Origin of the sequence: Leptospira johnsonii (assembly GCF_003112675.1) — a bacterium.
Taxonomy (GTDB): Bacteria; Spirochaetota; Leptospiria; order Leptospirales; family Leptospiraceae; genus Leptospira_B; species Leptospira_B johnsonii.
This window is the reverse complement of record NZ_BFAY01000007.1, coordinates 19,467-46,013: the sequence shown is the minus strand read 5'-3', so window position 1 is coordinate 46,013 and position 26,547 is coordinate 19,467. Positions and strand designations below refer to the sequence as shown.

Genomic DNA, 26,547 nt, shown 5'->3' with positions numbered 1-26,547 from the left:
TCTTAATCTTTGTTCATTTTTATTTTTACATGATAAATACTGGAAGACTAATACTCAGACAGATCTATACATTCATCAGGAATAAAAATATTCTTAGGTCCGGACCGGAAATTCTTTTTTTCCGCGTCTAATCCCAAGTTCTCCGAGTATCCAATCGTGCAAAACAAAGAAAACGGATCATCAGATGAATCACCTAAAAGATCGGTGATTTTATGCGTCGACGACGAACTGATCATTCTAAGAGGATTGAAGGAGCAGCTTAAATCTGCCTTCGGAAAGGCCTACCAAATAGAAGCCGCAGACAGTGCAGAACTTGCCCTCCAAATAGTGGAAGAGTGTAACCAAGCTGGAATTCATATACCTGTGATATTAAGCGACCAGGTTATGCCAGGGATCAGAGGAGACGAGTTCCTGATCCGGATCCAAGAAACAAATCCTAATACCAGAAAGATCATGCTCACAGGACAGGCGAGCGCGGAGTCTGTGGGAAACGCTTTGAACAAGGCAAACTTATATAGATATCTTTCCAAACCTTGGGACTCGAACGATCTACTCATGACCGTAAAGGAAGCAGTCCGTTCTTATGAGTCGGATATTTCCCTTTCCGAATTGAACAAAAAATTAGAAGAGGCTCTCCTCTTTAATAGAGACTCAGGACTTCCCAATTTGGAATCCTTGAGAAGAAGATTGGATCTAGCAGCGGAAGAAAAGGAAGATTCTCTTCTCGCATTGATCCGTATAGAATCCACTTCCTTGACCACAAGGGATTTCGGAGTTTCTCTTTATAAGGATTTGATGAAGAAGTTCCTGGACTCTATGAAATCTATCCTCGGGAACTACGGAGAAATTTACCACGTATACGAAGACGAGGTAGCGATACTTTCCAAAGTGCAGGAAGAGGAGTTCCTACCGCACCTGATCGCATTTAGGATACTTCTCCGATCCGATTATTTTACAGCTTCCGGGATCTCTTTTCGGATCAATGCAACCATAGCTACCGCAAGTGGAAAAAAAGAGCTGTATTATAAGGCAAGACTCGCCCTTGTCAAAGCAAGCCAAGAACCTGAATTTGATTCAGAATCAGGGATCTATAGCTATTCTGAGAAGATGGACGACCAGGATCTGTACAAGATCAATATGGATCTGGGAAAAAGACTGAACCAGGCAATCCATTCTGGCAATGTAGTGCCTTATTTCCAAGGGATCATGGATAACCAAACCGGTAAGGTGGAAAAATTCGAATGCCTCGCTCGCATTGTGGAAGACGGGAAAGTCTACGCACCAGCGAGCTTTTTGTATCTGGCGAAATCCACAGGGCTTTTGAGAAGGATCAGTCCTATCCTTTTTGAAAAAGCGCTTCGTAAATTTTCAGATTCTCCTTATTCATTCTCCATTAATCTTTCCGAGACAGAATTAGAGAGTCCAAGTTTTCCGAAATGGGCTGCGTCTAGAATGGAACATTACGGCATCAATCCATCCAGAGTGACTTTTGAAATTTTAGAGACCGCAAGTTTTCATGGAAATCCTGAACGTCTGAAGGTGATCTCAGAACTGAAAGAATTAGGAGCAAAAATTGCAATCGACGATTTCGGAGTGGAGCATTCCAATTTTTCCAGATTATTGGAGATCCAACCGGACTTCATCAAGATAGATGGAAAATTCATCCAATCCTTGGAAAGAAATCGGACCGCATTCATTTTAACTTCTGCCATTACGGAACTTGCTCACAGGATCGGTGCGAAAGTAGTCGCTGAATTCGTCTCTACTCCGGAAGAATTGAAAGTTGTACGATCTCTGGGCATAGAATATTCGCAAGGGTATCTGATTATGCAGCCTTCTCCCGACATAACCCCGGTTTCGATAAAAATTATTGAATAGGTACTTTGGTCTATTTTTTCCGTACCACCTTGTAATTCATTCTTTCGAAAGATAAAGTCGAAAATGAGTTGCAATCATAATTTATAGAGTAAGTATCCTTGTTTTGCTCCGGATTTTGAGCCGGGGTTTTTATGTTTTTGTTCGTCTAATTTATACGTTGGTACCGGGGGAGCGGTGGAGAAAGCGATTCTTTTTGTTGATGATGAAGCGCTCATTTTGATGAGTATGAAATCCCAAGTCAAAAGACATTTGGGAGATACTTATCGTTATGAGACAGCTCTAGATGCGTCCGAAGCGATGCAGATCATTGAAGAATTGGTGACAGAAGGAGTTAAGATCCTGATCGTAATTTCCGACTGGCTGATGCCCAATATCAAGGGAGACGAATTTTTGAGGATCGTTCACCAAAGATATCCGGAGATCCAAAAGATCATCATCACCGGTCATGCCGACATTGCTTCTGTGGAAGCTTTAAAGAAAGAGATCAATTTATACAGTTACTTGAAAAAGCCTTGGGACGAAAAAGAATTAGTAACCACTATCACCTCAGCCCTTAAATAAATAGGGGGGCAATAATGAGCCTTCGAACGCGCTTTTCTCTTTATTGCGCCATTGTTCTATTTACATTCTCGGTTCTGCTAACTCTGTTGGTGGCAGCAGCTGCATATTACGACGCCAAAGTTTCTTCTCAGGAAGCTGCGTTCGCAAAAGCAGAAGGAGCTTCCTTCGAAGTACGTAAAATTTTTTCGGAAGCAATTACCAAAGTTGGAGAGGCAAAAAGTCGTTGGGAGCATTCCCGACCTTCTCGCGCTTCGGTTGAGAAAGACCTAGTAGATCTTTTTCAGAATGATAAGAAATTTTTAGGAGCAGGAGCTGTCTTTGAACCCAATCTTTTTGACGGAAAGGATTCTTCTTTTATAGGACGTAAGGGTTCCAACTCCAGTGGTAGATTTGTTCCGTACTTTCACAGAAGTATCAAAAATCCGAATGAGATTAGTTTAGAAGAAAGTGTATATTACGATAATACGGACGAAAGCGGGAACTATTATCAGATCCCAAAGGCAACGTTAAGCGATTTTGTCGGAGAGCCTTATTTTTATCCATTAGAAGGAGTGAATGTTTATATGATCTCCTTGATCCGACCGATCATCCGACAAGGAAGATTTATTGGGATTGTCGGCTTAGATCTAAAACTTTCCGATCTAGAAGAGGAATTGTTTTCCAAAAGGCCGTTCGGGGCCGGACATTTGGCGTTGATCTCCCCGGGCGGAAAATATGCTGTCCATGGGGCCAAAGGGATCCTTCAAGGAAAGAATGCGGGAACTCCTGAAGTAAAAGATTCCATCCAAAAATCCTTATCTTCCGGACAACCGTTTGCTTATTTAGTAGAAGGTGGGAATTCCTACATATTCCCATTCGGTATGGGGACTTACGGAAAGAACTGGGCCATAGAAGTGTATGTTCCGGATTCCGTTCTGTGGAATGATCTAGGTCCGATCATTCTAAGATGTTTGCTTATCACATTTGCACTCTTGCCAGTCTGTTTGTATTTTCTGGATAGATTCTTTTGCAAGTATGTCTCGGAAGGTTTGTCATCTGCTACTACTTTTGCAGATTCTTTAGGCGCCGGGAATTATTCCGCTCAGATCCCTACTAGAAACTTCCATGACGAGATCCATCATCTTTTTATAACATTGGAGAATATGAAGGAGAAGTTACTGGCTGCTATAGACCAACAGATACGGTCCGAAAAGATCCTAAGAGAATCCGCAGAGATCTATTCTCGTAACGAGATCATCCGTCTCCAAAAAGAAGAATTAGAAGAGGCATTGGGCGAATTAAAAACAGCTCAGGAAACCCTGCTTAGAAACGAAAGATTGGCGGCGATCGGTAGGATCTCCGGAGCTGTCAGCCATCAGATCAATAATCCGCTGGGGGCAATCGGAGCATCTAGGGAGAATATTTCCTTTTACGTAAAAAGAGTTACTGCACTTCTTCCTTTTCTTTTCGAATATTTGAGCCAAGCGAGCGAGCCGGAAAGGGAATTTTTCAATATCACCTTAAAAAGAACATTAGAAAATCATAAAGAACAGATCGGGAAAAAATTCAGAGAGACCAGGCATTCCATAGAGGCATTATTAAAACAGGAAGAGATAGAGGAAGCGAGTGATAAGGCTGCAGTTGTCGCTGAATTGGGATTTGCCGATTGTCCGGACTTTATTCTTCAATTATGTAGATGTTCCGAATGGGACCGTATTTCAGAATTTTTGATGGCAATCCGAGGATTGGAGATCTCGGAAGAAGTAATCCATAGATCTACGGATAGAATGTATAAAATTGTATCGGCGTTGGAAACCTATTCAGGGATCGCAAAGGAAGATAAAGAAAGATGGGTCAAGATCTCGGACACAATGGAAGTTGTGCTTGGAGTATACGAAGGTGCCGGTGGGAACAGAGTCACGGTAGAAAGAAATTATATCTCGGAAGCAACTATGAGATGTATCCCGGAAGACATGGTGCGGCTTTGGACTCAAGTTGTGGACAACGCGTACCAAGCAATGTCCGGAGAAGGAAAACTTAAAGTAAGTATCTATGATGCAGAATCCAAGATTATCTGCGAAGTGGAAGATAGCGGTTCCGGTATTCCTAAAAGTATCAGAGAAAAAGTGGGAGAGGTTCTATCTTCCGGAAAGTCGGAGGGAGAAGGAGCAGGGATAGGACTTGCAGTTGCCGCTTCCATTTCTAAAAAATACGGAGGCAGTTGGGATTGGGAAAGTGAGCCCGGCTGCACCATCTTTCGTTTTTCCTTTCCCAAATCAGAATAAAATATAATTTTTCAGGCTTTTTCAATGAGTATCAGATATAGAATTTCACTCTACTTAGCGATCGTACTTTTAACCGGCTCATTTGTTCTCGCCGGTATTAATTCATTTTCCTCTTATTTCAGTTTAAAGTCCCAGGTGGATTCAGGATCTACCATGGCGGGTAAACGTTACGAATATGAAATTTCAAATTTTCTAAATTCAGTTTTGGGATCTTTGAGGGGTTTTCAATTTATGTTGGAAACTTCTCATCCGACTAGAGAAGAGATGGTGGTCTCGCTCAAGAGATTAGCCGAAACAGATAATCATTTTTTCGGGACCTGGGTGTTGTATGAGCCCAACGCTTTTGACGGACAGGATGCCAGATATAAAAATACTCCTTACCACGATGCCACGGGAAGATTTGTTCCATATTGGAATAGGGCAACTGGAGAACTAAAGATCACATTCGCTGAATCTTACGATGTGGATGATACGATCAGCTTTTACTATCGTGTCCCTAAAAAGACCCAGAAAGATTTTATCTCAGATCCTTACGTATATTCCGTAAGCGGAAAAGATGTGCTAATGGTTTCTATGGTAAAGCCGATCCTACGAAACGGAAAGTTCGTAGGAACTGTCGGAACAGATATCGCCATGGAAAACTTACAGGAACTATTGGGCCCTATTCGGCCTTTTAGGGGAGAAGGTTATCTGGCTCTGGTTTCACCTGACGGACTCTATGCGGCAAATGGAGGAGATCCTTCCTTGGTGGGAAAAGCAATCCCTGAAGAAAATATCCGTGCCCAAGTAAAAGAACTAAGCCTAAAGGGTGAGGATTTTCAAATCAAGGGTTCCGGCCATACTAGATATTTCTTTCCTTTTTTATTAGGAAATTATGATAAACCTTGGGCAGTAGAAGTTTCAATTCCTGATTCCATCTTCTGGTCGGATATGAGAGGAGTGATCCTTCAGACGATTTTGTCCTCTCTGGTGATCATGGTAGTCATACTGATCATTCTAAACTTGATCTTCAATAAACTCATCACCACAGGATTATTAGAAGCGATCGGTTTTTCTGAGAAGATTGCGGATGGAGATCTGACTTCCCATATAGAGATCGCAAGAGAAGATGAGATAGGTAAACTACTCAAGTCCATGGATATGATGAAAGTGAATCTTTCTAAGATCATCCAGGATATCAAAACTTCTTCTACAAAACTGAACAGTACTTCTGATCAAATGGCGGAGTCCAGTCGTAACTTCTCGGATGTTGCTCAGGCCCAGGCTTCTGCGGCAGAGGAATCTTCTGCAGCTGTGGAAGAACTTGCAGCCTCCGCAGAGAATGTTCGTAGATCGATGGAAAAAGCGATCGAGAATATGAAGGAGATAGATACCAACGTGGTTTTACTTAGAGAACAGATTGGTACTATCAATAATGAGATGCAGACATTATCCCAGGTGGCATCCGAATCCCAGGAGAGAGCGGTGACAGGGGAGAATGCGATGGGTGCGACGAACCAAGCAATGGATGAGATTGGAGAAAGTGCGAGTCGTATCAATGAGATCTTATCTATCATCACTGAGATTTCTGAAAAGACAAATCTTCTCGCATTGAACGCAGCGATAGAAGCAGCAAGAGCCGGAGAAGCTGGTAAGGGATTTGCTGTAGTTGCAGAAGAGATAGGTAAACTTGCGTCTCAAACTTCTTCTTCCGTACAAGAGATCGGCGAGCTTGTGGATTCGACAAACAATGCGGTTCATAACGGAAACACTAAAGTAAAAGAAGCAAGTGATATACTTCGTAAGTTAAGGACCTCCGTTGATTCCTTTGGATTATCTGCGAAGAAGGTATTGGAATCAGTAAGAACCCAAGAGAAGAATACACAAGACATCCATCAATCAGCGAATTTCCTCATGAGTTTCAGTTTACAAATAGAAGAAGCAGTCCAAGAACAGAAACGTGCAACCGACGAGATTACTAAAACGATCGTAAGTATCTCGGAAGGAACTCAGGAAGTAGCCTCCGGAGCGGATGACCTCACTTCTTACTCTGGTGAGATGCACCAGCAATCCGAAGGACTTCTCAAATCTGTGGATAAGTTTAAACTTTAACTTCTAAAAATGGAAGAATGATCCGGAACATTGTGGATCCGGGTCTTGTTTCTACTTCTATCTTTCCTTCGTGTTTTTCCACGATCTTTTTTACAATATCCAGTCCTAAGCCGCTTCCTTCTCCCGGAAGTTTGGTGGTGAAGAACGGTTGGAAAATTTTATCTAAAATATTTTCAGGGATCCCTGGTCCATTATCAGTGATCTCCACGCAGACGGAGTCAGCCTTTTGGTAAACCTTGATCTTGATTGCTCCTCTGAACTCCATTGCTTGTAGGGAATTGTAGATCAAATTTGTCCATACGTGGATCAGATCGTCTGGATAACATAATATTTTTGGAATACTCTCGTATTCCTTGGAGACCTGGATCCCTTTTTTGAGTTGGTTTTGGTAGATTGTGAGAACCGTTTCTATATTTTCCGTGATAGAAGCCGGGATCTTTTCCGAAGTTGTATCGAAATGAGAGAAGTTTTTTAAAGCGTATAAGATCTTAGAAACGCGGTCCACTGCGATCTGTATCGTATTCGTATTAGAGAAGAAGAATGCTTCCAAAGTGGAATATTCCAGGAGAACGTTTGCTCTTTCGCAAATTAAGAAAGGAAGTGCGATCTTAGGCAATTCCCTGAATCCCATATCGGTCAGAGCATCCGCAATGGCATAAGGTGTTGGAATATTCAATTCTTGTAATTGAGACACTATATTCTTTTTAGCGTTTCTTTCTTCCATTCCTGCCAATTGATCTTTCGGCTGCCGAACCATACTTAAGAATTGGCGGAACGATTCTACTTGTTCTGCATTCATTCCAGTTAATACGTTTTGTACATCCGGTAGAATGGTTTGGAAACGGATAAGACATTCTTGTAGGTTTTGGTTGGAGGCTTGTACTGCACCGATAGGATTATTGATCTCATGAGCTACTCCTGCGATCAACTGTCCGAGAGCTGCCATTTTTTCGGATTGGATGAGCTGTGCCTGAGCTTTTTTAAGGTTTTCTAATGTTTCCTGAAGCTCATTTTTTTGCATCTCTATCAATCTGTTCCGGACAGAGATCTCATCGTTGATCACTTTTAATTCTTCTACTTCTTGGATGGCAGAAGTATCCAAAAGACTGATGGCAGCTACATATGATTCTCTTTCCGTATAAAAATGTACACTTCCGATAGCTGAGAATACCTGGCCGTTCGAGCGTATCGCTCTCAATTCCAGGTTTTCGGAACTTTCGAAAGAGCGTATTCTTGCATGTAGTGTTGCCCAGGAATCAGGAGCGAATAAGGATATGGGAGAAACAGAGTGCAGATCTTTCTGATTAAAACCGAATACTCTCAAAAAAGCAGGATTGGTATCTAAGATATCTTCCGTTCTTGGATCTAAGAATATGATCGCCTCGTTAGCGAATCTATAGAAGGTTTGGAACCTTGCTTCGCTTGCTTTCAATTTTTCCTCGGACTTTTTTCTGTCAGTGATATCCGCGATGATACCTGCCATTCTTCCCGGAACCTTCTTAGAGTTCCGATATACTTGGCCTTTAACTTCCAGCCAATGGATGGTTCCATCCGGATGGAAAAATCTATATTCTAAATTGATTACATTCTCTTTGCCTGAAAAACTATTTCGTACCGCTTTTCGGATCTTGATTTTGTCGTCTGGATGTGCAAGATCCATGAATACGGAACTATCTTTATCAAGATCCTGAAGATCCATCCCGAAAACGGAAGCAGCGTCGGAAGACCAATGAGCCGTTCTATCTTTTAGATTCCAACTCCAGGTTCCCATTTTAGATGCGTTCAATGCAAGTCTGAGTCTTTCTTCGCTCAGCTTCAACGCTCTTTCGGCCAAAAGTGATTCAGTAATATCTAATATTAGAAAAACTAAATTTTTGATCTTACCGGAAGCGTCCTTGATCGGGGCTCCGTTGATAGAGAGGAATTTTTTATTTCCGAAATCGTCCTCTATTGCATGTCTGATATCGTATACTGGCTGCCCGGAGGTGAGTACTCTGACAAATGGTTGGTCGTTTAGAGTCCATTCCCCTCCGTCTATGGAGGTTGCCTTCCATTCGGGTGCATTGTATTTTCTTTTTTGGATCTGATCTAGATTTAAGCCGAGAACCTTCTCTGCAGAAGGATTTGCATATAAGATCTCTCCTTCAGGATTTAATACTGTGATCGCCGCTACGGAAGTTTTCATGATCTCGGAAAGAAGATCTCTTTCTGCGATGAGTTCACTATGCTTTCTCTTTCTCTCTATTGCGTTTGAAAGTGTCTCACCGATTGCTTTCAAGTTCGCGATCTCGAATTCTTCTAACTTGAGATCCGTTTCGTTCAATGGAACTTCACTATTCATTCCTAAGGCTCCGACTACTCTCCCTTCTAAGGTAAGCGGAACGGCGATTAGGAACTGGATCTGCAAAGAGTTCAATTTGTTCTTAATATCCGATTCTGGAAAATCTTCCTGATTTAACAGAAATATCTTTCCATCTAAGATCTTCTTTGTCAGAAAATTATTCGGATCTACAGGACTTTCAGTAGGCCAGCTAGGGTTTTGATTATTGGATTTTGGATCGATGAATTCATACACCAGGGTCCTGATTAATTTGTCCAAATCGTATAATACTAGATTCCCTCTGGACATCTTGAAAGTTTTAACGATCTTTCCGACAGTATATGCGATCGCTTCTTCAATTTCTAATATGGGTTGGTTGATAAGTTCCGTAGAAATGGAAGAAGTTAGACTCTCTATACTCCTTTTATATTCTTCTTCCTTCTTTCTTTTTACCTCGTCGCTGATATCTTGGATCGTTCCTAAAAGTTTCAGCACTTTCCCATCTGAATCGTTGATGAAATCCGTTCTGTTTAAAAGGAATTTTTCCTTTCCGGAAGGGGTGATAGATCTATATTCAATTTCTGCCGAGATGCCTTCTGTGACGGACCTTTTGAAATGTTCTTCTACTTTCTCTCTGTCGTTCGGATGTATATAATCGAATGTAGGGACAAGCATTCTATCATTTGTTTCTAATATTTGGTATAGACCTTCCGAAGCGGTCATCTTTCCGGAAGGAATATCGTATTCCCAACTTCCGATTTTTGCTGTCTTTTGAGCCCTGTCTAAGAATAGTTTTGTTTCTCTTAATTCGTCTTCTATCTGCTTTTGTTCAGATATATCGATATGGATACCGATCATTCGGATCGGATTTCCTTCCGGATCTTTGTCCGTTATTTTTCCTCTAGTTAGGATCCATTTATAAGAACCGTCTTTGCATCTTAATCGGAATGCCGTTGAGTAGGCAGGCAATTCTCCTTTTGCGTAACTTTGCCATGCGGAGTTTGTTTTATCCCTATCTTCCGGATGGAGACTATCGTTCCAAAATTCGTAGGTGGGAATTATTTCTCCAATTCGATAACCAAGCATTTTCAGCCAGTTCTCGTCTACATGATGTTCGTTCGTTACAATATTATAATCCCATATTCCTAGGTTGGCTCCTTGGACTGCGAGATCCAAGGTCCTTTCTTTTTCTTCTAGGATCTTTTCTGTTTCTTTTTTTTCGGTAATATCAATGTGGATACCGAGTGCTCGAACAGGAGTGCCATCCTTGTCTCTTTCCCAAACTTTTCCCCTGGATCGGATCCATTTCCAAGATCCGTCCTTACATAACATTCGGAAGTCCGTTTCGAATAATTCCGATCGACCTTCCATATGTTCTTTTAGTCCGTCTACGATTAAGGTACGATCATCCGGATGGATCCTGGATCTCCAGAATTCGCTCGTCGTTTTGAATTCTTCTAGAGTGAATCCAAGGATCTCTGCACATTTTTCATTTGGTATTATAATGCCGTTTGGAATATTCCAATCCCAGAATCCTAGGTCCGCACTTTTGATGACTAGATCCAATTGTTCTTCTCTGCTTTTGAGAAGTTCTTCTGCAGCGAGTTCTTTTCTAAGATCGATTATATTTCCGCGGACTAGATTGGTAGAGCCAGGGATCTTTACTAAATGTATTTCGCAGGGAATGACTTGTTTGTTCTTATCGCAGTGATTCCATTTGAATACGGGAGTTTCTCCCCGCAATGCCAGCGTTATTTTTTCGTAGGCGGATGCTCTGGAAGTTTTTCCGTCTGGCTGGAATTCCGGAGAAATTTCTGCAGGACCTAATCGTAAAAATTCTTCTCTAGTATAGCCGAAAAGAATTTCAGCAGTTGAATTGACTACCTCGAAGATGCCTGTATCCGAGTTCACAATTGTGATTGCAGAAGGAGAATAATCGATCAAGGACCGCAAAAGACGATTGTCAGATTCCGAACGTGAAAGTTTCTCTAATTCTTTCTCTAACTCAGAAATCCTCTGGCTTGCAGCTTCCAACTCCGTTTGGAGATCCTTGCCATTCTGTTTTGTATTTTTGGGATCCACTCTCTATTTAATAGAAAGCGAAAACCTCACTTTGAAAACAAAAATACTGGAGGTCTTGGTTTTTCATTCAAGCTTTGTTGTGATTGTGTGGAAAGAATAAGGCAAAATTTTCCTGATTCCCGCGATGCTTAAAACATAAACTATTCAAAATATTTCAAACGTTCAGAAATAAATTATCAATATTTTTTATAATAAAATTTTTTGAGTGACGAGTTAAGATAAATACAGATTTCTTTTCGTCTTCTTAAGGATTCTCGTCCTGTAGAAGATCACTCTATGTACTTGGGAAAAATCGAGAGAGAATAGGGTGGCCCGCCCTAGTTTATATTGGAGAAACAATTATGTTCCTTGGAGTTTGGCCGAAGCGTCCGCTCGCCTGCGTGGCAGGACTATTTATTATTTTCGGTTTCGGAGAATTATTCTCAGCCGATTTTGTTCGTTTAAAGAACGGACAGGTGGTCCGAGGTAAAATCATCTTAGAAGACGATGAAAAAGTATTGGTTGCCGAGAACGATGACTATGTCCGTTTCGTGGATAAGGATAATGTAGCTCAGGTAAGTTATGAGAAAGGGAAGCAGAATGTAGGAGCTTCTACCTTAGATAAAAAAACGACTCCACAAAAAGTTTCCGATATTCCTCAAGGACATGTGGAAACCGGTCCTCCGAATATGTACGGTCCGAGTGCAGGGTCTAGCAATGGTAACGGAGGAGATACCTCTATAGAAGTGATACACGAGGTGGTGACGGACTTTATTTGGCGGGGACTTAGTTTCTCCGGAGAGATCGCAAACCGTAGGGACAACGAAAGTTATAGAGCAATGACCTTCGTTCCTTCTTACCAACCTACTGTGACTTTTAATACTCCGCTAAAAGGTTTCCAAGTACAGTTTTGGGGAAACTTCCAATTAACGGAACGTAATGATAGGGACAACGACGGAAGATTCCAAATGTATCCAGGAGGAGCCGGTCCTGGTTATGCTGGGCAAGGTTCTGCCGGATCTTTGAGTCCATTCTCTGCTCCTTCTCCAGACTCGTTAAACTCTGCTTGTCCTTATGATACTCAGACTAACTTGATGGCGGGAAATCCGACAACAGGCTCCACTTGCGGTGGAGATGTTCCAGGCTTTAAGAAAGAACAGAACGGTATGAAACGTTCGGATGGATTGTTCTACGCATTCTATTATAATTTTGAGAAAACCAGTTGGGGAACTTTTACTGCGGGGATATGGTTCTATAATACTTTCCAAAAGAGTTCTGCTTACCTTTCCCCAGCTTTAGGAGCATACAATTCTTCTGCGGCGCAAGGAGTTGCAGGAGCGAATAACCCTTCTACTCAGATCACTCGTTTAGCGTGGCAGGAATATTTCTTCTTTTGGAAATTGCCTTTCTTGCAATGGGTGAATCCTACAATTTCATTTTATACTCAATTCTCTCAGGAGAATGCGGGTTTGATGGCGGGGAAAAACTATCTATCTTTAACGATGGGTCATGAATTTTTCGAAGGTAGTTTTTTCAGGATACTTCCTCAGGTCAATATAGGTTATGCGATGAGTAATAATATCGTGGATAACAGATACGGGATCCAGGATATTACTTCGACTCTTACTTTTTTCTTCGGAAAGTTCTTCGTGAAGGCTGCAGACGTATATAGACCTAATTTATATATGTATGATACGGATAATTATTATGGAGCGACTGGCGGTTACGTAAATAGCACTAGTAAGGACAGTAAGATCGTGGATCCAGGAAAGGTGAACGGTCCTGCTAATCAGTTGGTACTGGATTTTATCAATTCTTCCACTTCTATACCTGATCAGTTGAGACAATCAGTGAGGGAGTCTTATCTTCTCCAGAAAATTCCTTCTCACTTGGTATGGTTTAGTATTGGTTTTAGCCAAAACTTCTAGGTATATAAGGAATATTTAAAATGAGTATTCGGTTCAGGATTTCACTTTATCTCTCGGTAGTTTTACTCTCCGGTTCGGTCATTTTGACCGCGATCAACTCGATTGGATCTTATTTCAGTCTGAAGTATCAAGTGGAAGATGGATCCAGAATGGCCGGAGAAAGATTTGCCTATGAGGTGAAGGATTTTTTGGACTCAGCCTTGGGCTCTCTTAGGGGGACCGAATATCTATTAGAATCTTCTAAACCAGCTCGGGAAGAAGTTGTTGCTGCACTCTGGAAATTGGTGGAGGCCAACCAATATTATTTCGGGACCTGGGTTGTATTCGAACCTAACGGATTTGATGGACAGGATGCAAGATTTAAGAATAGACCTCCTTATCATGATGGCACAGGGAGATTTGTGCCTTATATCAACAAATCTAAAGGTGCAGTCACAGTAGAGCCGGTAATATATTACGAAAATCTGGACGACTCTGGGGCCTTCTATACTGTTCCTAAAAAGACTCTTCATGATTTTGTTGCGGATCCTTTTTCTTATCCTGTAGGTGGAAAGGAAGTTCTCATGGTTTCCTTGGTGAAACCAATATTTAGAGGAGGAAGTTTTTCAGGAGTGGTAGGCATCGACCTCGCCATGGAAAATTTACAAGAGCTCTTAGGGCCTATCAAACCATTCAGGGGAGAAGGTTATCTTACACTTATTTCTCCAAATGGAACCTACGCAGCTAATGGAAAGGATCCTTCTTTAGTCGGTAAAAAGAACCCAGACCAAGAATGGTTGAAACAGATCGTAGAAGGAATCTCAAAAGGAAAACCTTTTTCTCTACATGGAGGAGGAGAAGGTCATCATTTCTTTCCTTTTTTATTAGGAAATTATGATAAACCTTGGGCAGTAGAAGTTTCAATTCCTGATTCCATCTTCTGGTCGGATATGAGAGGAGTGATCCTTCAGACGATTTTGTCCTCTCTGGTGATCATGGTAGTCATACTGATCATTCTAAACTTGATCTTCAATAAACTCATCACTACAGGACTATTGGAAGCGATCGGTTTTTCTGAGAAGATTGCGGATGGAGATCTGACTTCCCATATAGAGATCGCAAGAGAAGATGAGATAGGTAAACTACTCAAGTCCATGGATATGATGAAGGTGAATCTTTCTAAGATCATCCAGGATATCAAAACTTCTTCTACAAAACTGAACAGTACTTCGGATCAAATGGCGGAGTCCAGTCGTAACTTCTCGGATGTTGCTCAGGCCCAGGCTTCTGCGGCGGAGGAATCTTCTGCAGCTGTGGAAGAACTTGCAGCCTCCGCAGAGAATGTTCGTAGATCGATGGAAAAAGCGATCGAGAATATGAAGGAGATAGATACCAACGTGGTTTTACTTAGAGAACAGATTGGTACTATCAATAATGAGATGCAGACATTATCCCAGGTGGCATCCGAATCCCAGGAGAGAGCGGTGACAGGGGAGAATGCGATGGGCGCGACGAACCAAGCAATGGATGAGATTGGAGAAAGTGCGAGTCGTATCAATGAGATCTTATCTATCATCACTGAGATTTCTGAAAAGACAAATCTTCTCGCATTGAATGCAGCGATAGAAGCAGCAAGAGCCGGAGAAGCTGGTAAGGGATTTGCTGTAGTTGCAGAAGAGATAGGTAAACTTGCGTCTCAAACGTCTTCTTCTGTACAAGAGATCGGAGAGCTTGTGGATTCGACAAACAATGCGGTTCATAACGGAAACACTAAAGTAAAAGAAGCAAGTGATATACTTCGTAAGTTAAGGACCTCCGTTGATTCCTTTGGATTATCTGCGAAGAAGGTATTGGAATCAGTAAGAACCCAAGAGAAGAATACACAAGACATCCATCAATCAGCGAATTTCCTCATGAGTTTCAGTTTACAAATAGAAGAAGCAGTCCAAGAACAGAAACGTGCAACCGACGAGATTACTAAAACGATCGTAAGTATCTCGGAAGGAACTCAGGAAGTAGCCTCCGGAGCGGATGACCTCACTTCTTACTCTGGTGAGATGCACCAGCAATCCGAAGGACTTCTCAAATCTGTGGATAAGTTTAAACTTTAAAATGATTCACGCAGGGCGTTAAGATAAAAAGATCTTAGAATTACTGAGAAAAGTCTTCGCGGCTTCGCGTTCCCAAAACGATTTAGAGAAAGAGTATTTTCTCTATCATTTTTCTTTGAATAGTTAAGGTATCTTTTTCGATACCGTTTCCCATTCGGAAAATCGGTTTATCATTCTTTAATATTTCCAATTCCCAAGGTTTCTTTTCTAAAATCACATGCACGTAAGAAACAAAAGAATCCGCAAAAAAATCGTCTGCATTTGCTGCAGAGTATAAGGTAGGAAAAGGAGTTTTGGAAAGGATCGGGTAAATTTTCTCCCAGTTGTCTTCCAAAGAAAGAGATTCAGAGTAAAAACGGATCTGAGGTCGGATCGTAAAAGTAGAATCATCCAAGTAGCTTACCTTCTCGGATTTCCAAACTTCTTTATAAAACTCAAAGTTTGCAAAGGATCTTTTAGAAGAGAAAAAGCTTGGACCTATTTTTTCGGTTTCGGAGAGAATATGACCGAATTCATGTAACACAATATAACGAAGCGCATTTGCTTTAGTATTTTGTTTCTCTTCTTCTATCCGGATCCGTATTTTTATATTTCCTTTTTGGAATGTAGAATTTTCTTTATAGCTGATCCAATCGTCTGCGTTTCTGTTTAAGGTATTCGCATCTAAGATCACAAATCCTCCGACCGATTTACCGTCCTTGCGCACGATTCCGCTAACTGCTGAGCCGCCTAAATTCTCGCAGACATAAATACGAAGCAGTTTGTTTTTTAGAAGAGAGGCGACCGGTCCAGTTTGAGAATTTAAGGCATCTATCAGAGTGGATTTGAATGTATTTAGGTCTTTGGCGGGCGAAGGTGACTCAGCAAATCCATCCACTCGATTCAGTTCATTCACATAATCTAAAGCGTAGTTATCTAAATTGAAAATCCTAGAAGCCCAGTCAGGAGACTCCAAACCGACATAGTTTTCTATCCTTGAGAGAGGAGTGGAAGATAGAACATCTGAATAAGGATTTGGATCTCCCGCTTCTTCTTTGCAGGAGTAGAAGGTTTCAAAAATAAGAATGAATACGACAAACAATCGACACATTTCAGTCTTTAGCTTGGATTTCTTTTCGGAAAACATGCGGCTTTGAATATGCAAAACTTGAGCTAGAACGAAAAGTATTTTTCTTTGCATCGCAAAAAATAGGAAAGAGAAGGATAGGGTTATTGATTTGCATTTCATAGCCCCTTTGTAAGATTTGTGCCTGTCTCACATGAAGACTAGTGTCTTTTTTTATAACACTTGTAGATTTCCCCGCAATTATGCTCGGACTTCTTTCTTGTTATGTATAGTCGCTTTGTTTCTTTATGGAGTCTCGATCTTTTCGGATGTGACAAATCCTTGGGAACTTCCTAAAGATGAGAGGATCTTGAATCGAAAGGATGTGAGTCATATCGTTTTAGAGACAAGGCCCGGCGGATTTCGTGTAACTTTACTGATTAACGAAAGATTTCCGTATAACTATAAATCAAAATCAGCCGCTTTCTATTATTCTAATATTAAGGATTCTAAAGAAGGTTTGGAATTGGCGGAAAAATTAGACCGATATCTTAAGTCCGGCTTCAATATGAAGATCAGATTTAATGGATCGGAAATTTACGAATTTATATTAGATGAATCTATTCAATAAAAAAGCTAGCGGAATACTCAACCCTTGGTCTTTCCTGGAAACCGAGTTCAACTACAGGGAAGTAAGCGCCTGGAAAGACTTCGTTCGGATCGATCAATCATTCATTCGACTTGCTTTTTTTCTGCACTTCTTAGTCTATTTTTTAGCTCTGATCCCTGAGATACAGAATTCTCCTAATGGAACCATCTATTTCGGTCTGATACTAAGTTTGAACCTTCTCAGTTTGGTTCTTTCTTTTCAAAGAAAATACCTTCCTGCAGTCATTCATGGCACAAATTTCAGCATTATTTTTTTAGTGATGCTGATCTTAAACGAATCCTTCTACACATTCGACGATCTTCATAGTTTACAACTTTATAATAATTACTTTCTGCTCGTCGGATTTTTGGTTTTATTCCAAATGTTTCGGCTTAAGGTAAAGGGCTGCTTTTTAACAGCTACGTATTCTATAGTATTACATCTTGGATTCATTTATTTTAAACTAAAGAATGGTCCTCTTCCGGGATTCCCTTTGGTTTTATTCGTACCGGATGTTGTCTATCTGATCCTAAGTTTAATCGGGACAACAATTGTTGTAATTGTAAGAAGGTTGGTTCGTATTTCTTCCGAACTGGATTCAGAATACAGATTTTTACAACATGAACTTCAGATTGCAAGAAAGGTGCAGGAGACATTATTTCCGGAAGATATTAGCATAAAAGGTTTTAAATACGAGGTATTTAGATCCACTCCCAACGAGATCGGCGGGGATTTTTACGATTTTATACAGTTAAGGGAAGGAAACACAGGGGTTTTCTTAACTGATATAGCGGGCCATGGGATCGCTTCCGCGTTAGTCGCGTCATTTATCAAAATTATGGTCGCGACCATGCCTTATCGTCTCAAACTACATCCTGTCCGACTATTGGAATATTTGGACGAGACACTTCTTAGACAGTTCAAATCTCATCATGCTTCTGCGGTTTATATATTTTTCGATTTTATTTCCAAAGAGATCCATTTTGCAAACGGGGGACATCCTTATCTGATGCATTCCCAGAATGGAAATGACTTTAGGGAAATTGAAACTACCGGAAGTATATTAGGATTTGGGATCAAAAGACCGATCGCTGAACTGGTTTCTTTGCCTATTGCGTCCGGAGAGAGGTTGTTTTTATACACGGACGGATTGATAGAGAATCGAAATCCACAAGGAAAACAGCTTGGAAGTGAAGGCCTAATTGAAATCCTGAACCGAAATAAGTCTTTTACCGATTTAAAACAGTTTAAAGAAGCTGTCCAAACCGAATTGTCTGCATTCTTTAGAGACGTAGAGTTCGAAGACGACACACTTTTTCTGATCATCGAGATGGAGTAAATATATGAGCGAATCACTGATCCATTTGCAGAAAGAAGGCAAACTGGCGATCTTAGAGATCAACCGTCCTTCTGCGTTAAACGCATTAAACGAAGAACTATTAAACGAACTAACTAGCGAGATCAATAATCTAGAAAAAGATCCGTCGATCCGCGTAGTGATCATTACCGGGCAAGGAAAGGCATTCGTAGCCGGAGCCGATATCTCTAAAATGAAAGAATTGAATGCAGACGGAGCGGAGAAGTTTGCAGCCCTAGGACAAAGCACTTTTGATCGCATCCAAAAGAGTAGATTGGTATCCATCGCAGCAGTGAACGGATTTGCATTGGGTGGGGGACTGGAGCTTGCGCTTGCTTGCGATATCCGTATCGGTTCCGAAAAAGCAAAATTAGGACTTCCTGAAGTCTCCCTCGGCCTGATTCCCGGATTTGGCGGGACCCAAAGACTTGCAAGATTGGTCGGTTACGGAAGAGCAGCAGAACTTATCTTCACAGGAGATATGATTGGTGCAGAAGAGGCTTATCGTATCGGTATATTAAATAAACTTGTTAAAGATGGAGAAGATCTGATCTCCACCGCAAAAGCGACCGCAGAATCCATTTTGAAAAAAGGACCTATCGCAGTTTCCGCGGCTAAATCGGTGATCCTGAACGGGTTGGATATGCAATTATCCAAAGGACAGGAATTGGAGAAAAAAGAATTCTCCAATCTATTCTCCGGAAAAGAATCCAAGGAAGGAATGGGAGCATTCTTAGAAAAACGCACCCCTAATTTTTAAGGATCTATGAAAGTTTTCAGATTCTTTTTACTTTCTGTTTTATTCTGCCTTCCTATGGCAGGTTGGGGAGAATATAATTCTCCCTTATATTTAGAAAAGACCACCATATACATAGGCGATCATGCTCTTCTTGTAGAAGTCGCAAACACAGACGAATCTAGACAGAGAGGATTGATGTTTCGTAAAAAGTTAGGTGAGAATGAAGGAATGATCTTCATCTTTCCTAATGAGGACTATTTATCTTTCTGGATGAAGAATACTCTAATTCCTTTGAGTATAGGTTATTTTTCAAAAGACAAGAAGCTCGTCGATGTTTACGAAATGGCCCCGAACCAAACACAAGTTCTGTATCATTCTACCCAAAAGGTACTGTATGCAGTGGAAGCAAATCCCAGATGGTTTGCGAAACGTGGATTGGGAAAAAATTCAGTTTTAAAGATCGAGAATAGATTTATTGGAAAATGACCCGCCCGTAAACAGGGCGGATCTTTTGCAGCCTGGTCTGAAGTAATAGACCGGGCTTTTTTATAGTCCGTCCCAAAACTTAGGTTATCGACAATTACCAAGTCTCGGGCTTCAAGAGCCTGGACCTTTTGGGACAGGCTCTTATATTAAAGCGATTCTGCCGCTCTTAATTGAAGGTCTTGCAAGCTTTGAGCTTCAACTACTTTAGAAGATTTTAATTTACCTTGCTCAGTAAGTTTTAAGATCACTTGGGATCCTACTGACTGAGAAGTAACTTCGATCTCTGAAAGTTGACCTTCTCTCTCTACGAAAAATTTACCAGGCTGAGAACGAAAAGCGGTCAGAGTTTCTGATTTTCCTTCTTTAGAAATAGCTGTCAGATCCAATCTGGAACCGAAATCAGTGTAAACTAAAGTCAGTTTTTCTCCCTCTTGTTCGAAAGATTTCGCGTATCTTCCTTCTTTATCGTACTCGTTTAGTCCTACAGGGTTACTTCCGGACCAGAACTCGATCAGGTTGAAAAGAAGAAAGTCGATAAATCCACCGATTGCCATTAAAAATCCGAAAGGAATATAAAATAGAACCGTTTTTACGATCTTTGCAAGAAGGCCGCCGCCCACATTGATTCCGTCGTTGGCATTGTAAAAGACTCTTACGAGTGCGAATTTCCCAAAGCAGTTCGCTAAGGAACCGAAGCTAGCTCCTACCAGTACCAAGGTAAGGATGATTTTTTTTAAAACGTTTTTCATCATTGAAAACGGAACTCCTTTATATGAGTGGAATGCGAAACTACGAATAAAGGATGGAAAAAATCTTGCAAGAGATTTACATTCTCTCTTCCGTTTTGTAGGACAAAATCTTGACTGAAAAATTCCTGCCCTAAACTGATCCAATAAAGGAAAGAGAATCCCTTGACCTAGTTCCAGTCTCGGTATTTCTGGACCGAAAGACGGTTAATAACAATAAAACCGTCTTAGGGGCGGATGCCCGTTTGATTTAGGGAACCTACGTGATCTTTCCCACACTGGAATTTTTTCTTTTTTTCTCCTTCGTATTTGTAACCCATTGGTACATTTTACCGGCGCTTATTCCGGAGCCAAAACTACGCAAATCACTCATCCATATTTTCCTACTCATCATGAGTTATATCTTCTATATGAGCTGGAACTGGAAATTCGGCGGTTTGATCTTATTATCCACCGTAATTGATTTCTTTTTGGCGGATCTGATCTTCGAATCTAAGGACCAAAGTTTCCGAAAGAAGATGATCGTCATCAGCTTGGTCTTGAACCTTGTATTCATTTTAGGATTTTTTAAATATTACGGATTCTTAAGCGAGAATCTGAATGCTCTCCTGCATTATTGGGGCTTTCCTGGTTTATTCCCTATTCTTAAAATAGTTCTTCCTGTTGGGATTTCCTTTTATACCTTCCAGAGTTTGAGTTATACGATAGACGTATACAGAGGAGCCATTCCGTCCGAAAAGAACTTCATAAGATTTGCGTTATTCGTTTCCTTCTTCCCTCAGTTGGTGGCGGGGCCGATCGTTACAGCCAAAAGTTTTTTACCTCAGCTACAAACAGAGAAGAAGATAGAGGATATCCCTTTCAGAAAAGCGATCCGTTATTTTCTAATGGGATATTTTAAGAAGGTAGTATTATCGGATAATATTTCTCCGATCGCAGACCTGATCTTTAAGAACCCGGATGTGTATTCTACGGAAGCACTTTGGTTAGGCGCGTTTCTTTTCTGGGTTCAAGTATACTGCGATTTTAGCGGTTATACGGATATGGCATATTCTGCGGCTCTTCTCTTAGGTTATGAGCTGCCCGAAAACTTTAGAATGCCTTATATTTCTCAGTCGGTTACCGAACATTGGAGAAGGTGGCATATCACTCTTTCCAGTTGGCTCAGAGACTATGTGTATATTTCTCTGGGTGGAAATCGTGTAGGGCTTTTTCGTCATAGATTTAATGTTTGGTTCACGATGTTTGTGGGGGGAATTTGGCACGGAGCCAATTGGACTTTCCTCATCTGGGGATCTATCCAAGGCGGATTCTTATTATTAGAATCTGTATTAAAAGAATGGAAAGCAAAATGGTTCCCGGAATTAACAATTTCAGATTCTTGGGACAAGATATTAACCCCTGTTAGAGTTTTATATACGAGCACGGTGGCAGTTACCTTCGGTGTGATCTTCCGATCTGCAAATATAGAATCCGCTCTGAATATGATCCACGGAATGTACGTCTATCAAAGCGGGGAACTTAGACCTTATATGTTAAAGCAAGGGATCCCAGCGATACTTTGTGTGATCATCGGACATTATCTAGGTTGGCTTATTTACGAAAAAGGAAAGGAGTTTAAGATTCCTGTCTGGTTGGAATTTTCTCTTTATCCATTGATCGCATTTTGTTTTGCGATCTTAAGTCCGGATGGAGAAATCCCTTTTATCTACTTCGACTTCTGAAAAAAGTAAAACGCTGGACACTTGCCGAATTCGTTTCTAATTTGATCCCTTATCGATGAGCGAACCCGGCCAAAAACCTAGGAGTCCCAGATTTTATCCCAGAGATTTCGACGAGTATATCGTACAGGTGGATTCTGGTCTCATCACGTTAGAAGGAAAACTAGGCAATATTTCCGAATCCGGTATCTGCATTTTAATGAGCGGAGAAGATCTGCCAGGCTCCGTTCCGATCGAAGGTTCAGTCATCGAAAGAAGGACTGGCAAACGTCTGGAATTTTTAGGAGACGTAGTTTGGAAAATCCCAAAGCAGGTGGACTCCAAACGAAAGTATTTATATGGGATACGCTTTAGAGATCCTTTAGAACTGACAGAGTCTCTAATACTCATCAATCTTTCCTTAGAAGGTTAAAATCCTAAAACCGCATACGTAAGAGCAAGCTTCCTTACGTCATATTTTTATTGCAAAGGCCAGGGAAGAGCCTACCTATGTCGTAAAGGCTTCTAATGATCGAAACCGATAATCCTCATCGCAAACAAACCGTACGAGATAAAGAAATCCAACTTCTAAAACGGATCAAAGAAGGGGACGACAAGGCATACATAGAGCTTACCGGCCCTTATAGAGAGAGATTGTATAGAAAGGCTGTCTCTATGGTAAAAGATGGAGATGACGCGGAGGATATCGTCCAAGACGCACTGATCTCTGGATACCGCTCCATACGCAATTTTAGGGCAGAATCCGGGGTTTATACCTGGCTTTACCGTATCGTGGTCAATAAATCCAAGGACCTTCTGGCCAAAAGAAAGAGGGCCAGGGAGAATTCCATGGACGATTCCGAGTTCCAGGTCACGGATGATCGTATTAGCTTCGAAAAAAAAGTAGAACTTTCCGACGAGAGTAACTATCTAATCAACAAAATCAACGAACTCGAGGATATATACAAAGAAGTCATCGAGCTCCGGTATTTCGAGGAAATGTCCTATTCACAAATAGCAGAGATCCTCGGAACCAATATCGGAACAGTCAAAAGCCGGCTCTTTAAGGCAAAGGAATTTTTGAAACATCTGATTATGAAAGATGGAAAGGGCGAAGGCTTTTTTAGGTAGTAAGGTATGGAAAAACAAGCAAGTAAACAACAGGGCACGAAATTCGGCTTCGCCGCAATTTTTCAAAAGGAAGACCCGGATCATGTTAAATTAGAAAATTCTTTAGTTCGAGCGGTTTCCGAACTTAGAATGGAACAAATGAAGGATGTCCGTCTCTCTAAGGACTTTGATCTTCGACTAGAGAATCTTCTCAAAGATGTCCGCTTCGACGAAGAAACTTCTTGGTCTAAACTTTACCGCAGTTTTGTCTGGAACCGTTCCTTCCAATACTCCCTCAGCGCAGCTCTCGCAATCCTAGTTCTTGCAGTTACAGTCGGTCGCTTCTCTTCTTCCAACGAAACAAGTTTGGCAGAAAGATCCGGAACTCTTACAGTCGGCGAAGACCGCGAATTCGTGGATCTTCCTTCCTCTGCAAGAGTGGATGTGGATATGAATTCACGTCATCTTCTGGAAATTTCCAAAAATCCCCAAGCTCATAAGACCTTAGGTTCTTTAGAGCAGTATTTTCTCGAAAAAGGGGATTATAGAACGGCTCAAGAAATTCGCCACGTTCTGGAATCTACTAGCAAATAATTCTCCACTGCGCGGCTTCATTCGAAGCCGCAAAGAATACTAAACTTTTAGTCTTTTATGATACAAACCTGGATCTAAAGAATCCAGGATACGTTTTGCTTCCTGTGCTATTTCTCCATAAAGGATCGAAGTTCTGGAGTCGAGCAAGGCGCAGCAAAGTTGGATCATTCTACACTTTACCTTAAATTCAGTTCCACCTTTACGTAGCCCCAAAGAATCACGAAGTCTGAACAATTCGGAACGATATACATCCAATTCCTTATCGCTCATTTTACGGATCTCTTTGAATACTCCCCTTTCTAAAAGAAGTATCGGCAATGCTTCTTTTAGTTCACCTTCGTCCTTGAATTCTTCTTTTAGGATCTGTATGGCGGAAAAGATGGGCTCCGACCGTACGGATTCCAGTCGGATTGCGCTTGGCTCTTTTAAGAAAGCTTCTCTATAGAGTAGTAGTCCTTGGGAATGATGTCCGCTTAGGTAAGTACATTCCGCTCTAAAAAATAATAACTCGGGAGAGAATCTTTCCAAGCCGGACGAATCTCGGACGACTTCGGAAGCGAGGTCGGTGTCTTCTGCGAGTAATAGTCTGTATGCAAGTTCTGCGATGAGTCCTGGAGAAAGTGATTGGATCCCTTCTTTTCTAAGAGCGATCCGTACTTGGTCCGTGGTTTCTTGCAAGATAGATTTCATTGCAGAATGATAAGATAGTTCTTTTGGGAAGGATTTACTTTTATAAACTGAATCGAAATCCTTCAGGAATTCTAATAGAAGTCCCGTTCTTTCTCTTCCTTCTTTTGTGAGATGGATCCGATCTATTCTATGATCCCAGAAGGAAGAAATATAAAACCCCGAGGCAAACTCGGGGTTTTCGGGGTCTTCTTCCAATAGGGAATCGAATAAGTTTCGGGAGAGTTCGAACTCTCCTTCGGATAAATGTTTTATCGCTTCTTCGTACTTCCTGTCTTGGTCCATCAATGAGCGGCTTTTTTGTCGTGGTGTTTGCTTACTTGTTTTACGATCTTATCTTCTAAACCGTCTATGCAGGAATAAATATCTTTGTCTTCGTGTTGAGCGTTAAACTTACTTCCGTCTGCAGCTAAATTCAAATTAGCGCTGATCAGCCCATGCACCTGTTCGAATGAAATTTCCATCGAAACTAACTTTTGTATGTATTTAGAGACTCGTTCTAACTTTTTTCCGGCATAATCTTCTGCCGTTCCGGAATGATCTAAATTTTTCCAATTAAAAACGATTTTCATGTAAAGCCTCCGTGATCTTTATTTATGGCTTCTCAAAGTTTCATCATAGCACGAATGCGGACCAGAAAAAACTAAAGAAACGTAATTTTGGACGGGGAAAGAAAGGGAGTCATCCCAACCCAGGAATTCCTGTAAGATTAGGATGGAAAAAATCAGAGTCAAATCAAAAAAAGCGCCCGCCCCGCAAGGGGCGGACCAGGGAAGTTAGAACTAGAGATGGGATGATTTCCTAGCGTTTCTTAGTCCTTGTTTAGAGTCAGGCTTGGCTGTTTCGCAAAAGCCAGGCTACATGCTTCCTGGTATTTTTTAAGACCTTCTTCCTCTGCGTGAAGAGCTGAATCAAGGTCACCAATCTTTTGGTATACATGGATAACTTCTTTAATGTTCTCTAAAGCTTGGCAGGATTTGCCGAGACGGAATTCGGAGATGGATTTCAGGTAAAGAACCAGAGCGTATCCAGCACTTTCTTTATCACCGATTTTTGTTCTCACAGCTAAGGACTGATCGTAAAAAGCGATTGCACCTTCGTAGTCTCTGGTTTTTTGTTTTAGACTTCCGAGGGCAGTAAGCTTATTTGCCAGCTGGGTATCTGTCTCAGGTGTATAGTTCTTGAGCGAACTTTCGATCACACTGGTCTCAGGTTCTGCATAAATTGCAGTGGAGATGCTTAAAATTAAGGCAATTTTAATTATTTTGTTCATCTTTTTATCTCCCAGCCGGGGCTTTGTATAATATAGTGCAAGGGCCGTGCCAAGTTCCTGGGATTTCTTCGATTTTTATTTCTAAAAGCTGAAAATTTCCCAGAAGCATGATCCGAGTATAGCGTATAGGCTTCTGGAAGTATATGGGGAGGGGTGTAAGGAGTTCCTACCACCCCGTTAGGAAAGTATTAAAGAGAGTGGGAGCTTGCTGGTTCTTAGATAGGTGCTTCTTCCAGCTCCAGATCTGCTGATTTTTTACTCTGTTCAAATGGATATTTGAGGCTGGTTAGGCTTGCGATCTCATGCATACAATCATGTAGGAAATCTTCCGGGTCCATATCTGCAGTTAAATATCTGAGTTTTCCTGCGCGAACTATGAAGCTGGTCCTACGCAAGAAGCCTCTTGGCTTATATTCCAATCCCAAGCATAGAACGGGAAGCGGTTCTTCCGGTTTTCCGACTATAAATCTAAATCCACCGGGGCGGCCTTTTCCCATTTTGTAGGGAACGGTAGTTTGTTCTGGAAAGATCACTAGCATATTTCCTTCGTTTAGGACCTTTTTAGCGAATAGTAGATCGTTTTTACTTTTTCTGGGTTCTTTTCTGTTGAGAGGAATTCCCCCACAACGAAGGAAAAAATCAAAGAACATGGGAGAAGCAAGCGAGTCTTTCATGATCGCCCAGATATCCATTCTTCTATGGTATAATGCTTTGGAAAGTCCCAAGGGGATATCGTCGTTTCTTTGGTGTTTGGACAATACTAGGACTTTTCCGGTTTCGGGTACATTCTCTAATCCGTAAACTTCCGCTTTATAAAATAAGGATCCGTAGAGTCTTCCGAACCAGCGCAGAGCTTTTCTGGCTTTTTCGGAACTTCCTGGATGTGGCTTTTGTATATTCTTGGATGACATTGTTGAATAAGAGGATAATTTGGAGAGAAGGTTGCAAAATAGCAAAGGTATTTTCGT

21 protein-coding genes are annotated in these 26,547 nt (G+C 41.2%); 14 read left to right on the top strand and 7 right to left on the bottom strand.

Annotation, left to right across the window (positions count from 1 at the left end; all coding sequences use genetic code 11):
- The first annotated feature begins 156 nt into the window (after positions 1 to 156).
- The 4 genes from LPTSP_RS05710 (at position 157) to LPTSP_RS05695 (ending at position 6,794) form a co-directional block, all read left to right on the top strand.
- Complete coding sequence (locus LPTSP_RS05710; RefSeq protein ID WP_108927866.1) at positions 157 to 1,878, top strand: EAL domain-containing response regulator; 1,722 nt, start codon at positions 157 to 159, stop codon at positions 1,876 to 1,878.
- A 174-nt stretch (positions 1,879 to 2,052) separates the two neighbouring features.
- Positions 2,053 to 2,439: a response regulator gene (locus tag LPTSP_RS05705; RefSeq protein WP_008597002.1), complete on the top strand. Its 387-nt coding sequence runs from the start codon at positions 2,053 to 2,055 to the stop codon at positions 2,437 to 2,439.
- A 14-nt stretch (positions 2,440 to 2,453) separates the two neighbouring features.
- Positions 2,454 to 4,703 carry an ATP-binding protein gene (locus tag LPTSP_RS05700; RefSeq protein WP_108927865.1) on the top strand — a complete coding sequence of 750 codons (2,250 nt, stop codon included), beginning with the start codon at positions 2,454 to 2,456 and terminating at the stop codon, positions 4,701 to 4,703.
- Positions 4,704 to 4,727: 24 nt separating this feature from the next.
- Positions 4,728 to 6,794: a methyl-accepting chemotaxis protein gene (locus LPTSP_RS05695; RefSeq protein WP_108927864.1), complete on the top strand. Its 2,067-nt coding sequence runs from the start codon at positions 4,728 to 4,730 to the stop codon at positions 6,792 to 6,794.
- Here LPTSP_RS05695 and LPTSP_RS05690 read toward each other — a convergent pair.
- Entirely contained in the window at positions 6,784 to 11,196 is a 4,413-nt protein-coding gene (locus LPTSP_RS05690) for a PAS domain-containing protein (RefSeq protein ID WP_108927863.1), read from the bottom strand. The two genes, LPTSP_RS05695 and LPTSP_RS05690, sit on opposite strands and share 11 nt — an antisense overlap.
- A 341-nt stretch (positions 11,197 to 11,537) precedes the next feature.
- Between LPTSP_RS05690 and LPTSP_RS05685 the strand changes: the two genes are divergently transcribed.
- On the top strand, positions 11,538 to 13,103 hold the full coding sequence (locus tag LPTSP_RS05685; protein WP_245915478.1) for an LA_0442/LA_0875 N-terminal domain-containing protein: 1,566 nt from the start codon (positions 11,538 to 11,540) through the stop codon (positions 13,101 to 13,103).
- Positions 13,104 to 13,123: 20 nt separating this feature from the next.
- Positions 13,124 to 15,193, top strand: coding sequence for a methyl-accepting chemotaxis protein (locus LPTSP_RS05680; protein WP_108927862.1), 2,070 nt, complete (start codon positions 13,124 to 13,126; stop codon positions 15,191 to 15,193).
- Between the two features lie 82 nt (positions 15,194 to 15,275).
- Here the strand turns inward: LPTSP_RS05680 and LPTSP_RS05675 are convergent, their stop codons facing one another.
- Positions 15,276 to 16,319, bottom strand: a complete 1,044-nt coding sequence (locus LPTSP_RS05675) for a hypothetical protein (protein ID WP_245915477.1) — start codon at positions 16,317 to 16,319, stop codon at positions 15,276 to 15,278.
- 133 nt (positions 16,320 to 16,452) lie between these two features.
- On the opposite strand from LPTSP_RS05675, the gene LPTSP_RS05670 reads away from it, so the two are divergent.
- Genes LPTSP_RS05670 through LPTSP_RS05655 form a run of 4 tightly spaced genes read left to right on the top strand, consistent with a single transcriptional unit; the run spans position 16,453 to position 19,469 of the window.
- On the top strand, positions 16,453 to 16,869 hold the full coding sequence (locus tag LPTSP_RS05670; protein WP_174704433.1) for a hypothetical protein: 417 nt from the start codon (positions 16,453 to 16,455) through the stop codon (positions 16,867 to 16,869).
- The gene (locus LPTSP_RS05665; RefSeq protein ID WP_108927859.1) at positions 16,853 to 18,226 is read left to right on the top strand and encodes a PP2C family protein-serine/threonine phosphatase; all 1,374 of its coding nucleotides are present in this window, start codon (positions 16,853 to 16,855) and stop codon (positions 18,224 to 18,226) included. The genes LPTSP_RS05670 and LPTSP_RS05665 overlap by 17 nt, the downstream gene beginning before the upstream one ends.
- Before the next feature lie 4 nt (positions 18,227 to 18,230).
- Positions 18,231 to 19,004 (top strand): enoyl-CoA hydratase-related protein, encoded by a 774-nt coding sequence (locus tag LPTSP_RS05660; protein ID WP_108927858.1) that lies wholly within the window; start codon positions 18,231 to 18,233, stop codon positions 19,002 to 19,004.
- 6 nt (positions 19,005 to 19,010) lie between these two features.
- Positions 19,011 to 19,469, top strand: a complete 459-nt coding sequence (locus LPTSP_RS05655; protein ID WP_108927857.1) for a DUF192 domain-containing protein — start codon at positions 19,011 to 19,013, stop codon at positions 19,467 to 19,469.
- Between the two features lie 146 nt (positions 19,470 to 19,615).
- Here LPTSP_RS05655 and LPTSP_RS05650 read toward each other — a convergent pair whose 3' ends face one another.
- The gene (locus LPTSP_RS05650; RefSeq protein WP_108927856.1) at positions 19,616 to 20,221 is read right to left on the bottom strand and encodes a DUF3332 family protein; all 606 of its coding nucleotides are present in this window, start codon (positions 20,219 to 20,221) and stop codon (positions 19,616 to 19,618) included.
- 257 nt (positions 20,222 to 20,478) lie between these two features.
- Here LPTSP_RS05650 and LPTSP_RS05645 point away from each other — a divergent pair, with 257 nt between their 5' ends.
- The 4 genes from LPTSP_RS05645 to LPTSP_RS05630 all read left to right on the top strand — a co-directional run bounded on the left by LPTSP_RS05645 (position 20,479) and on the right by LPTSP_RS05630 (position 23,619).
- Positions 20,479 to 21,939 carry an MBOAT family O-acyltransferase gene (locus LPTSP_RS05645; RefSeq protein ID WP_108927855.1) on the top strand — a complete coding sequence of 487 codons (1,461 nt, stop codon included), beginning with the start codon at positions 20,479 to 20,481 and terminating at the stop codon, positions 21,937 to 21,939.
- A 55-nt stretch (positions 21,940 to 21,994) separates the two neighbouring features.
- Positions 21,995 to 22,348, top strand: coding sequence for a PilZ domain-containing protein (locus tag LPTSP_RS05640; protein WP_108927854.1), 354 nt, complete (start codon positions 21,995 to 21,997; stop codon positions 22,346 to 22,348).
- A gap of 95 nt (positions 22,349 to 22,443) precedes the next feature.
- Positions 22,444 to 23,046 (top strand): RNA polymerase sigma factor, encoded by a 603-nt coding sequence (locus LPTSP_RS05635; protein ID WP_108927853.1) that lies wholly within the window; start codon positions 22,444 to 22,446, stop codon positions 23,044 to 23,046.
- Positions 23,047 to 23,052: 6 nt separating this feature from the next.
- A complete protein-coding gene (locus tag LPTSP_RS05630; protein WP_108927852.1) occupies positions 23,053 to 23,619 on the top strand; it encodes an LIMLP_12425 family protein in 567 nt (188 codons plus the stop codon).
- Positions 23,620 to 23,658: 39 nt separating this feature from the next.
- On the opposite strand, the gene LPTSP_RS05625 is transcribed toward LPTSP_RS05630, so the two are convergent.
- From LPTSP_RS05625 to LPTSP_RS05610, 4 genes are all read right to left on the bottom strand, one after another.
- Entirely contained in the window at positions 23,659 to 24,591 is a 933-nt protein-coding gene (locus LPTSP_RS05625) for a hypothetical protein (RefSeq protein WP_108927851.1), read from the bottom strand.
- Positions 24,591 to 24,878 carry a ribosome hibernation-promoting factor, HPF/YfiA family gene (gene hpf / locus LPTSP_RS05620; RefSeq protein WP_020771476.1) on the bottom strand — a complete coding sequence of 96 codons (288 nt, stop codon included), beginning with the start codon at positions 24,876 to 24,878 and terminating at the stop codon, positions 24,591 to 24,593. The genes LPTSP_RS05625 and hpf overlap by 1 nt, the downstream gene beginning before the upstream one ends.
- A gap of 239 nt (positions 24,879 to 25,117) precedes the next feature.
- Positions 25,118 to 25,579 carry a tetratricopeptide repeat protein gene (locus tag LPTSP_RS05615; RefSeq protein ID WP_108927850.1) on the bottom strand — a complete coding sequence of 154 codons (462 nt, stop codon included), beginning with the start codon at positions 25,577 to 25,579 and terminating at the stop codon, positions 25,118 to 25,120.
- 215 nt (positions 25,580 to 25,794) lie between these two features.
- Entirely contained in the window at positions 25,795 to 26,490 is a 696-nt protein-coding gene (locus LPTSP_RS05610) for a lysophospholipid acyltransferase family protein (RefSeq protein ID WP_108928180.1), read from the bottom strand.
- Positions 26,491 to 26,547 lie beyond the last annotated feature (57 nt).

What these genes read in the sequence shown, in the direction of transcription:
- LPTSP_RS05700 (WP_108927865.1), top strand. Translation starts at nt 2,454, where the DNA reads ATGAGCCTTCGAACGCGCTTTTCTCTTTATTGCGCCATTGTTCTATTT.
- LPTSP_RS05695 (WP_108927864.1), top strand. Translation starts at nt 4,728, where the DNA reads ATGAGTATCAGATATAGAATTTCACTCTACTTAGCGATCGTACTTTTA.
- LPTSP_RS05685 (WP_245915478.1), top strand. Translation starts at nt 11,538, where the DNA reads ATGTTCCTTGGAGTTTGGCCGAAGCGTCCGCTCGCCTGCGTGGCAGGA.
- LPTSP_RS05680 (WP_108927862.1), top strand. Translation starts at nt 13,124, where the DNA reads ATGAGTATTCGGTTCAGGATTTCACTTTATCTCTCGGTAGTTTTACTC.
- LPTSP_RS05675 (WP_245915477.1), bottom strand. Translation starts at nt 16,319, where the DNA reads ATGTTTTCCGAAAAGAAATCCAAGCTAAAGACTGAAATGTGTCGATTG.
- LPTSP_RS05670 (WP_174704433.1), top strand. Translation starts at nt 16,453, where the DNA reads ATGAAGACTAGTGTCTTTTTTTATAACACTTGTAGATTTCCCCGCAAT.
- LPTSP_RS05665 (WP_108927859.1), top strand. Translation starts at nt 16,853, where the DNA reads ATGAATCTATTCAATAAAAAAGCTAGCGGAATACTCAACCCTTGGTCT.
- LPTSP_RS05660 (WP_108927858.1), top strand. Translation starts at nt 18,231, where the DNA reads ATGAGCGAATCACTGATCCATTTGCAGAAAGAAGGCAAACTGGCGATC.
- LPTSP_RS05655 (WP_108927857.1), top strand. Translation starts at nt 19,011, where the DNA reads ATGAAAGTTTTCAGATTCTTTTTACTTTCTGTTTTATTCTGCCTTCCT.
- LPTSP_RS05650 (WP_108927856.1), bottom strand. Translation starts at nt 20,221, where the DNA reads ATGATGAAAAACGTTTTAAAAAAAATCATCCTTACCTTGGTACTGGTA.
- LPTSP_RS05640 (WP_108927854.1), top strand. Translation starts at nt 21,995, where the DNA reads ATGAGCGAACCCGGCCAAAAACCTAGGAGTCCCAGATTTTATCCCAGA.
- LPTSP_RS05635 (WP_108927853.1), top strand. Translation starts at nt 22,444, where the DNA reads ATGATCGAAACCGATAATCCTCATCGCAAACAAACCGTACGAGATAAA.
- LPTSP_RS05630 (WP_108927852.1), top strand. Translation starts at nt 23,053, where the DNA reads ATGGAAAAACAAGCAAGTAAACAACAGGGCACGAAATTCGGCTTCGCC.
- LPTSP_RS05625 (WP_108927851.1), bottom strand. Translation starts at nt 24,591, where the DNA reads ATGGACCAAGACAGGAAGTACGAAGAAGCGATAAAACATTTATCCGAA.
- hpf (WP_020771476.1), bottom strand. Translation starts at nt 24,878, where the DNA reads ATGAAAATCGTTTTTAATTGGAAAAATTTAGATCATTCCGGAACGGCA.
- LPTSP_RS05615 (WP_108927850.1), bottom strand. Translation starts at nt 25,579, where the DNA reads ATGAACAAAATAATTAAAATTGCCTTAATTTTAAGCATCTCCACTGCA.
- LPTSP_RS05610 (WP_108928180.1), bottom strand. Translation starts at nt 26,490, where the DNA reads ATGTCATCCAAGAATATACAAAAGCCACATCCAGGAAGTTCCGAAAAA.